This is a genomic window from Dolosigranulum pigrum ATCC 51524, assembly GCF_000245815.1.
GTDB lineage: Bacteria > Bacillota > Bacilli > Lactobacillales > Carnobacteriaceae_A > Dolosigranulum > Dolosigranulum pigrum.
This window is the reverse complement of the sequence record NZ_JH601103.1, coordinates 1,019,548-1,031,173: the sequence shown is the minus strand read 5'-3', so window position 1 is coordinate 1,031,173 and position 11,626 is coordinate 1,019,548. Positions and strand designations below refer to the sequence as shown.

Here is an 11,626-nt window from a genome sequence, read left to right as displayed (position 1 = left end):
TGTGATATGTTTCACCTCTTTTTTGAATGATGTAGTGGCAATGCCATATTCTCATAACTCATTTTATTCAGATTAGTTACGGTAACTCCTAGTAGACGAACCCCTTGCTCTACATCACCTTCTTCATACCATAGATCGGAAGCTATATTAAACAAATCCTCAGCAGAATGAATGTAATTAAATAACGTTCTCCGCTTAGTATGTGTACTAAAGTTGCTATATCGATACTTCAATACTACCGTCTTCCCATGCAAACGATGCTTCTCCAAACTGGCAAATGTTTGCTGGCTTAACCGACGCAATTGTTGAATCACTTCATCATCATGAGTGATCACGTGCGCATAGGTGGACTCTTTCCCAACTGATTTACGTGTGCGGTCAGCCACGACTGGACTATTATCAATTCCACGCACCTTATGATACAAAGAATAACCCATCTTTCCAAACCTGTGCATTAAATCATCCAATGTTTGCTGGTACAAGTCTTCTCCCGTATAAATATTAAGAGCATGCATTTTCTCCAAGGTCTTCTCACCCACGCCAAAAAATTTCTCTATCGGCAGTTGCATCAAAAAGTGATGAGCTGATGCGGGGGTCACCACTGTTAGGCCACTTGGTTTTTGGTAATCACTAGCAATTTTAGCAATAAATTTATTGTATGATACGCCAGCTGAACAAGTCAGTTGAGTCTGCTCATAAATGATTTTCTGAAGTTGCTGGGCAATCATGGTAGCTGAAGGCATACTCTTTTTATTATTAGTTACATCAAGATAAGCCTCATCGAGTGATAATGGTTGGACCAAATCAGTATATTGATAAAATATGTCATGAATTTGGGCCGATATTTGACGATATAACGTAAAATTCGGTGGAATAAAAATGGCACGTGGACATAATTCATAGGCCTTGGCTGCACTCATCGCTGAGTGAATCCCAAACTGACGGGCTTCATAACTGGCCGTAGTGACTACTCCGCGACCTTCTGTATCTTTTGGGTGGCGAGCAATAACGACCGGCTTACCTTCGAGTGATGGATCTTCACGCCGTTCAACCGACGCATAGAAGGCATCCATATCAATATGGATGATTTTCCGCGACGTATCTCGGGTTGGCTCATCGAATGTTAATATCCCATAATCCATCTCACCACCTCCTACAATATCTCCATTATACAACAAAACATCCTGTATGTAAGTCATTTACGGAGTTTCCCTCTATTCGATTGAAAAACAGCTAATCGCAATGTCTCAATTAGCTGTTTTTTCATTCTTATTCTAATGCACATTATATTAAGATTTTGTCGGCTTCTCGTGAGGAGGCATATCCTTTAATAAAGGCAACTGTACGTGAAATACTGAGCCGTGATTTAACGAACTATCCGCCCAAATAACACCACGGTAGCCATTAATTAATTGCTTAGCAATAGATAGCCCCAAGCCATTGCCCCCCTTATTCCGACTGCGTGCCTTATCTACTCGGTAAAATCGATTGAAAATTTTATGACTATCTTCCTCAGTCATCCCTTCACCAAAGTCCTGAACGGCAATATTAACTTGTGCATGATTCGTCGAAACTGATAAGTGAACTTCCTGTCTATCTGTTGAATATTTAACGGCATTATCGAGCAGAATCATCAGAACTTGCTCTAAATGGTTACGATACATATTCACATAAGCAGGATCTGTTATCTCAGTATCAAAAATAAAATCGAAATGAGGATGAACTAACTGAATATTCGTATGAGCTTGTTTACAAATCTCTAAGACATCCGTTTTTTCATCTTTGTACTGAATGTCCACTTGCGAAGCGCGTGATAAGTCTAACATTTCTTGGACTAGACTCTTCATCCGACCGATCTCTTGGACGGATGCTTCAATTGATTCATCGAGAATCTCAGGGTCATCTTTTCCCCAACGTTTTAGCAACTTCAGATGCCCCTCAACCACAGCTACCGGTGTTCGCAACTCGTGTGAAACATCTTCTACGAATTGCTTTTGGCTTTCAATATTATCTTGCATCCGGTTAATCATCGTATTATACGTATCGGCCATATCCGTAAACTCATTTGGCCCACCTTCGATTGTAATACGCTCAGTTGACTCGGGATCTTTCGTAATTGTATTCATCACTCGGGTCAGATAACGCACCGGCTGTAGGAAAGTTGTCGTAATTAACAAACCAAAAATAAAACTAAAAAATACGGCTAAGAACCCAATAAAGACAATAGCTGTTCGAATTTGGTTAAGTAACTGATGATAACTCCCCAATGTATTAATGAGTTGCAGGTGCCCAATAATATCGCCTGCATCATTATAAATCGGATCCATTGTTGACAGTGACTTACTTCCATCTGTTTGGATTGAGAATGTCTCTGTGGCCACTGTCTTAGCAAAAGTTGCCTCAACTTCTGATGATTGATAAACAACATGATGATCTAAATCAATCACACGCAAAATTAAACTATTCTGATATGACATATATTGACTCTCTTGTGACGAATCGCTGTTGATAGCTGTTGTCACAAGAGAGTCGATATTGACATTAGATGATTCAAAAATTTCCTCAACTAACTGTTCATCCACGGTGGATTGACTCGTCTCAAAGTTACGCGTTATCTCAGTGACTACTCGCTCCATTCCTTTTTCTTCACTAGAGAGCATGATGCGGACGACACTCATGTATAAGATACTTGAGAAAATAGCATACGTCACAAAGAATGCTAATGACGTTGCTAATGTCCATCGCCATTTAACTGACAGACGTTTATCGTCCACTTCTTTTAATGTCATTTCCGCATCACATAACCAGTTCCGCGTACCGTTTGAATGTAACTTTCTTGTGATGGGACATCAATTTTGTTACGTAAGTATCGAATATACACATCAACCACATTTGTTTCAATCCCTGGTTCATAACCCCATACAGTATTCAGCAATGTTTCACGGGATAACACAACATTGATATTTTCCATTAACTCAACCAGTAATTCATATTCACGTTTCGTTAATTCAATGACTTCATCACCACGACGTACAATCCGATTTTCTTTCTCAACTAATAAATCTTTGTACTTGATCATCGCTTGATTGCTGATGTTGTTTTCAGATTCAATTTCGATTCGACGTAGCAAGGCACGCATACGCGCTAATAATTCTTCAATCGCAAACGGTTTAACCACGTAATCATCTGCTCCATGGTCAAACCCAGAGACACGATCAATCACCGAATCACGTGCTGTCATCATAATAATCGGCACATTGCTGACTTGACGAACTCGTCTAGCCACATCAATCCCATTCAATTCTGGCAACATTAAATCAAGTAAAATAATGTCCCATTCTTCATTTTCATCGAGTGCCGCTTCCACTCCAGAACGACCGTCGAAGCGAACTTCTGTCTCGAATCCTTCATGTTTTAATTCTAACTCTACAAAACGCGCTAAATTCTTCTCATCTTCAATAATTAATATTTTTCCCATGATGATCTCCTTTAATTACTCATTCTATTCTAGCTGATTGATCAATGTCAATCAGTCCTATTCTATCATACTTTTATCATTTACGGGCGCATTTCACTTAAAAAAAGCAATTTTCTTACATTTTTTAAATAAAAGTCGTAATTGTTACGCCTATTTATCCTGTTACTCTTCCGGCTCATCGATCACGTTAAATAAATAATACGTAATAAACACAGTTAACGCACCTAATCCCATTTTTACCGGCCATAAGGGGGCAAAATAAATCGAAATTCCCATTAATATATAAATTTGAATAATAATCTTTTTCTTCCGCTCACGCGCAATAGTCTTGTTTTCAGCATAATCAGCCACATAGAACTGATATACTTTCGTCTGTTTCAACCACTTCTCGAATCGCTTAGAACTACGCGCAAATAAATACCCTGACAAAAGTAAAAAGGGAGTTGTTGGCAAAATTGGCAAAGGAATACCGATGATGCCGAGCAGAAATGAGATAAAGCCTCCAATAATATATAATATACGCATCAGCTATCTCCTTACACATGTACACCGCGATCGGCGCACCATTGTTTAATATCACTAACAATTTCTTGACGATCCGCTTCTGACGTCTCAATATCATACTTATCCATATCGATAATATAAACGTCAGACTTGTCATAGTAATTCTCAACCCAATCACGATAATCTTTCCATAACGTAAAGTAATAATTTTTCAATGCTTCATCTTGTTCAAAGTCACGACCACGCTTAGCAATACGTTCCATCGTCTTTTCGAAAGAAATATCGAGAAAAATCATCAAATCCGGTGCTTTTTTCGGTAACTCTTCAAGTTCTTCCATCATATTATGGAGCAACTTTTCATAAATTGAAAACTCTACATCACTAATATCGCCAATCTGATTATTGATACGCGCAAAATAGTGATCTTCATAAATTGAACGGTCCATAATAGCATGCTGTTCATCTAACAGGACATCTTTAATCACACGAAAACGACTATTCAAAAATTCAAGTTGCAATAAGAATGGATATCGTTTACGTTCTTGCTCTTCTGGCGTTGCAGTATAAAAGAGCGGTAAAATTTGATTATTATCAACATCTTCATAATAAGCGGTAAAATCGAGTCGATCAGCAATTAATTTCGTCACGGTCGTCTTACCAGCTCCGATCATCCCTCCAACAGTTAACACAATATGTTTTCTTCCTTTCACTAATTACGTCACTCTTTCTATATTCAGACTAAATTACACAAGTAACTCCATTTTATCATACTCAGATAAAAAATTCGAATGGCACTATCAAGGAAATTCTTCATAATAAAAGACTCCCTCAAATGAAGGAAGCCTTTTATGTTATATTCTATTGCTAATTTAATCCCACTGTTGCTCGCCGTCGTTACCATACCAGTCAAAGTGGAAGTGACCTGGTTTGTCCACCCGCTCATAGGTATGTGCTCCGAAGTAATCGCGTTGTGCTTGAATAATATTGGCTGACAAGCGTTCTGAGCGATAAGAATCGTAGTAGGCAATAGCGCTGGAGAAGGCCGGAATCGGTACACCTGCTTGTGTCGCTAAACCAACTACATCTCGCACAGCTGCTTGATATTTGTAAGCAATATCTTTGAAGTAGTCATCCAAAACTAAATTTTTCAATTCAGGATTATTTTCATACGCTTCGGTAATTTTTTGCAAGAAACGCGCTCGAATAATACATCCTGCACGGAAAATTTTTGCAATCTCTCCGTATTGTAGGTTCCAATCATATACATCTGAAGCAGTTCGCATTTGGGCAAATCCTTGCGCATAACTCATAATTTTACTGAAGTATAAGGCTTGGCGAATTTTTTCTAATAACCCGTCTTTATCCCCTGTAAATTCGCCCACATTAGGTACAGGAAGAACTTTACTTGCTTCAATACGCTCTTCTTTGAAGGCAGAGATGTAACGAGCGAAAACAGCTTCTGTAATCAATGGCAATGGGTGACCCAAGTCAAGAGCACTCTCAGATGTCCATTTTCCGGTTCCTTTATTGCCCGCACGATCTAAAATAACATCAACCATATGTTTACCCGTCTCTGGATCACGTTTGGTTAAGGCGTCAGCGGTTAACTCAATTAAGAAACTATCCAACTCACCCTCATTCCACGCTTTAAATGTCGCCGCGATTTCATCATTATCCATATTTAAGACATCTTTCATAATTTGGTATGCCTCAGCAATTAACTGCATATCGCCATACTCAATGCCGTTATGAACCATCTTAACGTAGTGTCCTGCCCCATTTGGACCAATATAAGTCACACAAGGTTCTCCATCTTCAGGAGCTTTAGCTGCAATTTCTTCTAAGATTGGTGCGACTAAATCATAGGCTTCTTTTTGTCCCCCTGGCATAATTGATGGACCATTCAAGGCACCTTCTTCCCCACCTGATACGCCGGTTCCAATAAAGTTAATACCGGATTCAGCTAATTGTTCACTACGGCGCATGGTTTCTTTATAGTTCGTGTTCCCACCATCGATTAAAATATCCCCTTCATCTAAGTGAGGGAGTAACGCTGCAATTGTCTTATCTGTTGCTACACCTGCTTTTACCATTAATAAAATACGACGTGGCGTTTCAAGTGAATTGACAAATTCTTCAATTTCATACGTTGGGTGCAAATTCTTATCTGGGTTCTCCTTGATTGCTTCACGCACGCGATAGTCACTGCGGTTATAGATGGCAACCGAATAACCTCTGCTCTCAATATTCAAGGCCAAATTTTTCCCCATAACGGCCATCCCAACGACACCAATTTGTTGTTTACTCAATGTAATATTCTCCTTTCAAAACTGTTCCAATATCCATATTTTACCATACTTTGCTAACAAAGCTTAAATATTTGATTTCTTGACAATTTCAATTGAATTGGATAAAATGATTTTAACGTTATGTTTAAAGAGGTGAAAAACATGTCACGTAAGAATAAAAACAGAAAAAACAAAGGAAATACAAGCTTACTCGTTAAAATCTTTATTATTGTTGTATCTATTTTAATGTTAGTCCCGCTATTAAGCTCATTAATTGTACAAATTTTTTAATGACCAACTTGATCAACGATTAAAACGCATCATTTCAATTTTATGGAATGATGCGTTTTAATTTAAAGTATTATCGATATAAATCGCGTGCCGCTTCTAAGGATACCTCTGTAATTTCAGCGCCAGAAAGCATACGCGCAATTTCTTCAATTTTTTCTTCTTCCCCTAATAACTTCACGTGTGTTCTAGTTCGATCATCTTCAATAATCTTGAAAATATATAAATGATGATTGGCCCGCGCTGCTACTTGCGGCAAATGCGTAATACATAGGACCTGTGAATTTTCGGCCACCGAATAGATTTTGTCGGCAATTGCTTGTGCCACGCGTCCACTTACACCCGTATCCACTTCGTCAAAGATAATACTGGTAATTCCTTGTGCTGTTGAGAAAATTGTCTTAATCGCTAACATCATTCGCGATAATTCCCCACCTGATGCAATTTTATTAAGAGGTTTCAATGGTTCACCTGGGTTAGTCGCAATGAAAAATTCAATTTCATCCAATCCATCTCCCTTTATATCGCGACTTGTATAGGCAGTTATTTCACGACTAAAGTAAACCTTGAACTGAACTTTTTCCATGTAGAGAGCTTGCAGTTGTTGATGAATTCTTTCTTCTAGGACTTGCGCTTGTTGGCGACGCATCTCTGAGAGTTCTTTTCCCGCCTTTAAAAGATCTCGTTCCAATGCTTCTAATCTTGAATTGAGTTGACTTACTTCTTGTTCACGATTCTTTAGACGCGATAATTCCTGAGTAGCTTCTTCATAATAATCTAAAATATCATCGATTGATTGCCCATATTTGCGCTTCAATTTTTGAATCGCATCCAATCGCTCTTCAATCTCATACAACCGCGCATCATCAAATTCTAAATTATCTAACTGATGATATATATCGCTACTTGCTTCTTGTAATTGAAAAAATAGTGAAGATAATGTTTCCGCTAACGTATGATAGGCAGGATCAATTTCACTAATTGACTCTAACTGATCCATTGCCACTCCGACTTGCTCTAACCCGGCTTTTTCTCCTTCTTGCAAAGCATCATAGCTTCTTTGTAAGGCTTGTAAAATTGTTTGAAAATTTGCTAACTTTTTAGATTCTTCTTCTAGTTCAACATCTTCATTACGGCGCAAGTTCATAGCTTCTATTTCATCAACCTGAAACGTCAGCATATCCAACCGTTGTGCATAAGCTTGCTCATTCGTTAACCATTCCTCGTAAGACTGTTTGACAGATTTATATTCGTCGAGAAGGAATTGATACTTTTGCTTTAACGGTAATATTTCTGTCCGATTAAAATCATCTAATAAACGAATGTGCGTATCTGGACGCATTAATTCCTGGTGTTCACTTTGTCCATGAATATCAATTAAATGTTCTCCAATTGACTTCAATCCAGAAACCGTCACTATCGATCCATTGACACGACAAACTGTACGGCCACTCGCATACATCTCACGTTGTAAATGGATAATGGAGCTATCCATTTCAATTTCGAGTGCTGATAAAACTGTCGCTAGTTTGTCTATTCGAGCAGGATTTACTTTAAATTGTCCTTCAATCACACATTTCTTAGCTCCATGGCGAACAAATTCTGTCGATCCACGTCCACCCGCTAATAGACCGACTGCATCAATAATAATTGATTTTCCTGCACCTGTTTCACCAGTGAGTACTGTCATTCCCGACATAAAATCTAAGCTAATTTCTTTAATAATAGCAAAATCGCGAATATGTAACTCTAATAACATCGCTCTCCAACTCCTTCGCTCTTATAAATGACGTGATTCTTCTACCGCCTGTTCAATCAATATTTTAATTGATTTTTGTTGCGTCTGACCGACTTTTAAGTAACTAATAAATTCAATATTTCCTTTACCGCCTGTAATTGGAGATGGATGCAATCCCTCAACTGCATAATTGAGGTCCGTCATAAATTGACAAACATGCTGTAAAATAGTGGCGTGATCTGCTGAATCAGTGATGATTCCTTGATTTTCTGTTACTAACTCACGAGTAGCCTCAAATTGTGGCTTAATTAAAGCAATTACCGGTGATCCAGTAGGTAATATGGTATTTAAATTTTCTAAGATTAATGCCAATGAAATAAAAGAGACATCAATCGTAGCAAAAGTTGGCTTATCAAACACAAAATCATCCACTGTTGTATAACGAAAATTCGTCTGCTCCATCACAACGACTTGCTCATGAGTTCGCAGAGACCAGACTAATTGATTGGTTCCCACATCTAACGCATACACCAACCGTGCGCCTTCTCTCAAAGCAACATCAGTAAATCCTCCCGTCGAAGCTCCAATATCCAGAACAACTTCTCCATTAAGAGAACAGTTGTATAATTCAACTGCTCGTTTTAACTTCAACCCTCCACGACTGACATACGGATGGTCAGATCCTTTTACATACAATTCAGTTGTATGTTGCAATTGTTGGCCTGCAGTCAAAATTTTTTCTTCTTTTGTTGTAAATACATTCCCTGTCATAATTATCGCCGCCGCTTCTTTTGGACTATCGGCTAATCCTTGTCGGAACAATAATTCATCAGCTCTTAATTTACTCATTTAACCTTCCTTTATTTCTAGTTGCACAATGAAACTATCCAATAAACCATCATTAAGTCCAGGATGAATCGTTTTAATTTTTAACAATATATCTTGGCAATTTTGAAGTTCCTGTTCAAATAATTTTCTAGCTTGTTCTAATCCCAACAAGGATGGATAAGTACTTTTATTAGCCGCTACATCAGATCCGGCTGGTTTTCCTAGTTCGTCCTGTGAACTGATAATATCTAAAATATCATCGCGAATTTGATACGCTAAGCCTAATCTTAAACCTAATTCACTTAAGTATGCTTTTGTCTGATCAGATCCATCAGTTAAAATCCCTCCAGCTGTACATGCGAATTTCAATAACTCACCTGTTTTTCGCAGGTGAATGGATTGTAGCTCTTCTAACGAAACCCGTTGCTCCTCGGCATTCATATCCGCTTGTTGTCCACCAACCATCCCCTGATATCCTGCTGTACTCGCTAATAAGCAAGTAAGATCCATCGCTTGTTGCGGGGGAATATTAGCTACAGCTATTTGTTGAAAGGCTTCTGTCAATAAGGCATCGCCCGCTAAAATAGCGGTTGCTTCCGAGAATTTCTTATGCACGGCTGGACGTCCTCGTCTCAAATCATCATCATCCATTGCCGGTAAATCATCATGAATCAATGAGTATGTATGAATCATCTCTAAAGCAGCCGCCACTGGATAAACTTGTTTCATATCTACTGTACTATCAAGGGTTGCTACTACAGCAAATAATAAGAATGGACGTAATCGTTTCCCGGGTGCTAACAAAGCATAATTCATGGCTTCTTCCAATTGTGTATCACTAGTTAAATCGACAGACTGGGCTAAATAGCTCTCAAAATCAGATTGATATTTATCTTTAAATACACTAAACATAGCTGCCATCCTATTCTAGTTCAAGAGGGACTTCTTGCCCATCTGCATCGACAATTTTTTTAAGAAATTTTTCTGCATCATTTAATTGTGTTTTCAGACGTTGACTTAATTGGATACCTTGTTGAAATTGTTCTAATGCCTCTTCTAACGGCACATCGCCTTGCTCTAATGTTTCAACAATGGCTTCTAGTTCTTGTAATGATTGATCGAATGTTTTCTCTTCTTGACTCATTGATCATCAGCTCCTTCTATATGTTTATCATTTACCATTACAGTCAGTGCTCCATCTGCCATATGCACGCGTAACTGTTCCCCAGACTGAACGGATTGAACAGATTTTACTATTGCATCCTCTTTTGTTGTATAGCTATAACCACGCGATAAAATATTCAATGGTGATAGATGATTAAGCGCCTCAATTAGATAACTAACATGCTTATCATGCGTTTCAACTTGTTGGGTCAACTGATTTATGAGCCGTTGTGTTAACTGGTTGGTTTGTTCTTTTTTAGCTTGGACTAACGCATCAGGGGTCCGACTATCCAGCCGTTTAGTCAGGTTCTGCAAAGATATTTGTTGCTGCGCTACTTTTCCCTCTATTAACTGAGTCAACTGAGCTGTTTGTTCATCGACTTGTTGGACATACTTTTCATACAATCGATGAGGTTGCTTAAAAATGTATGACTTTTGCGTACGATCTAATCGTTCCTGTAAGTAAGCTACTTGTTGAACAAGCTGTTTTTTTAATCGTTGCTCATGATTTGAAATAGTTAGTAATAAATCAGCTTGATTGGGGACAGCCAATTCTGCAGCAGCAGTCGGTGTGGGGGCCCTTAAATCAGCTACTAAGTCGGCCAGGGTCGTATCTGTTTCGTGTCCAACCGATGAAATAATGGGAGTTTTTGCTTCAAAAATAGCTCGAACCACTTTTTCATCATTGAAGGCCCATAAATCTTCAATTGAGCCACCTCCCCGTCCGATAATAATCGTATCGAATGAACCAGTCTGGTCTGCTTGTCGAATATTTTCAGCAACGGAATCGATCGCTTTTTCTCCTTGAACCATTGTTTCATACAAAACAAGTTCAATATGCGGAAAGCGTCGATTAATCGTCGAAATAATATCTTGGATCACAGCTCCGCTCTTACTTGTGACAACAGCAATTCGCTTCGGGAATGGCACAATATGTTGTTTATGGGCTTGATCAAATAACCCTTCTTCTAATAATTGTTGCTTCAGCTTTTCGTAAGCTTGATATAGTTGACCAATTCCATCTTGCTGCATATCTTCAACAATAATCTGGTACTGACTTCGCGGTCCATAAGTGGTCAAGCGTCCTGTCACTAATACACTCATGCCATCTTCTAGTTGAAAAGGCAGTTGCCTAGCTTGGCGTGAAAACATCACCGCATTTACAACCGCTTGATCATCTTTTAGACTGAAATAAAGAGTTGAGTTCACACGATTACGTGCACTATTGGAAATTTCACCTTTAAGATACACTGTTTGCAAATAAGGATCGCGATCAAATTTTTTCTTTACATATTGACTTAATTGCGAAATACTCAAATATGAATTATTCATTATGTC

Annotated in this window: 11 protein-coding genes; all 11 read right to left on the bottom strand. The window is 38.5% G+C overall.

Features of this window, described 5'->3' with window-relative positions:
• Positions 1-11 precede the first annotated feature (11 nt).
• The 11 genes from dinB to xseA all read right to left on the bottom strand — a co-directional run bounded on the left by dinB (position 12) and on the right by xseA (position 11,620).
• Entirely contained in the window at positions 12-1,142 is a 1,131-nt protein-coding gene (gene dinB / locus HMPREF9703_RS04755; RefSeq protein ID WP_040376959.1) for a DNA polymerase IV, read from the bottom strand.
• Between the two features lie 147 nt (positions 1,143-1,289).
• On the bottom strand, positions 1,290-2,789 hold the full coding sequence (locus tag HMPREF9703_RS04750) for a sensor histidine kinase (RefSeq protein WP_004636048.1): 1,500 nt from the start codon (positions 2,787-2,789) through the stop codon (positions 1,290-1,292).
• The gene (locus HMPREF9703_RS04745) at positions 2,786-3,478 is read right to left on the bottom strand and encodes a response regulator transcription factor (RefSeq protein ID WP_004636047.1); all 693 of its coding nucleotides are present in this window, start codon (positions 3,476-3,478) and stop codon (positions 2,786-2,788) included. Before HMPREF9703_RS04745 ends, HMPREF9703_RS04750 begins: the two co-directional genes overlap by 4 nt.
• 162 nt (positions 3,479-3,640) lie before the next feature.
• Positions 3,641-4,003: a YbaN family protein gene (locus tag HMPREF9703_RS04740; RefSeq protein WP_004636046.1), complete on the bottom strand. Its 363-nt coding sequence runs from the start codon at positions 4,001-4,003 to the stop codon at positions 3,641-3,643.
• An 11-nt stretch (positions 4,004-4,014) separates the two neighbouring features.
• The gene (locus tag HMPREF9703_RS04735; protein ID WP_004636045.1) at positions 4,015-4,671 is read right to left on the bottom strand and encodes a deoxynucleoside kinase; all 657 of its coding nucleotides are present in this window, start codon (positions 4,669-4,671) and stop codon (positions 4,015-4,017) included.
• Between the two features lie 180 nt (positions 4,672-4,851).
• Positions 4,852-6,291 carry an NADP-dependent phosphogluconate dehydrogenase gene (gnd, locus tag HMPREF9703_RS04730; protein ID WP_004636044.1) on the bottom strand — a complete coding sequence of 480 codons (1,440 nt, stop codon included), beginning with the start codon at positions 6,289-6,291 and terminating at the stop codon, positions 4,852-4,854.
• Between the two features lie 340 nt (positions 6,292-6,631).
• Positions 6,632-8,317, bottom strand: coding sequence for a DNA repair protein RecN (gene recN / locus HMPREF9703_RS04725; RefSeq protein ID WP_004636042.1), 1,686 nt, complete (start codon positions 8,315-8,317; stop codon positions 6,632-6,634).
• A 21-nt stretch (positions 8,318-8,338) separates the two neighbouring features.
• Positions 8,339-9,145, bottom strand: coding sequence for a TlyA family RNA methyltransferase (locus HMPREF9703_RS04720; RefSeq protein ID WP_004636041.1), 807 nt, complete (start codon positions 9,143-9,145; stop codon positions 8,339-8,341).
• Positions 9,146-10,036 (bottom strand): polyprenyl synthetase family protein, encoded by an 891-nt coding sequence (locus HMPREF9703_RS04715; RefSeq protein WP_004636040.1) that lies wholly within the window; start codon positions 10,034-10,036, stop codon positions 9,146-9,148.
• Between the two features lie 10 nt (positions 10,037-10,046).
• Positions 10,047-10,268: an exodeoxyribonuclease VII small subunit gene (locus tag HMPREF9703_RS04710; protein ID WP_004636039.1), complete on the bottom strand. Its 222-nt coding sequence runs from the start codon at positions 10,266-10,268 to the stop codon at positions 10,047-10,049.
• Positions 10,265-11,620, bottom strand: a complete 1,356-nt coding sequence (gene xseA, locus HMPREF9703_RS04705) for an exodeoxyribonuclease VII large subunit (RefSeq protein ID WP_004636038.1) — start codon at positions 11,618-11,620, stop codon at positions 10,265-10,267. The genes HMPREF9703_RS04710 and xseA overlap by 4 nt, the downstream gene beginning before the upstream one ends.
• Positions 11,621-11,626: the final 6 nt, after the last annotated feature.

What these genes read in the sequence shown, in the direction of transcription:
- dinB (WP_040376959.1), bottom strand. Translation starts at nt 1,142, where the DNA reads ATGGATTATGGGATATTAACATTCGATGAGCCAACCCGAGATACGTCG.
- HMPREF9703_RS04750 (WP_004636048.1), bottom strand. Translation starts at nt 2,789, where the DNA reads ATGACATTAAAAGAAGTGGACGATAAACGTCTGTCAGTTAAATGGCGA.
- HMPREF9703_RS04745 (WP_004636047.1), bottom strand. Translation starts at nt 3,478, where the DNA reads ATGGGAAAAATATTAATTATTGAAGATGAGAAGAATTTAGCGCGTTTT.
- HMPREF9703_RS04740 (WP_004636046.1), bottom strand. Translation starts at nt 4,003, where the DNA reads ATGCGTATATTATATATTATTGGAGGCTTTATCTCATTTCTGCTCGGC.
- recN (WP_004636042.1), bottom strand. Translation starts at nt 8,317, where the DNA reads ATGTTATTAGAGTTACATATTCGCGATTTTGCTATTATTAAAGAAATT.
- HMPREF9703_RS04720 (WP_004636041.1), bottom strand. Translation starts at nt 9,145, where the DNA reads ATGAGTAAATTAAGAGCTGATGAATTATTGTTCCGACAAGGATTAGCC.
- HMPREF9703_RS04715 (WP_004636040.1), bottom strand. Translation starts at nt 10,036, where the DNA reads ATGTTTAGTGTATTTAAAGATAAATATCAATCTGATTTTGAGAGCTAT.
- HMPREF9703_RS04710 (WP_004636039.1), bottom strand. Translation starts at nt 10,268, where the DNA reads ATGAGTCAAGAAGAGAAAACATTCGATCAATCATTACAAGAACTAGAA.
- xseA (WP_004636038.1), bottom strand. Translation starts at nt 11,620, where the DNA reads ATGAATAATTCATATTTGAGTATTTCGCAATTAAGTCAATATGTAAAG.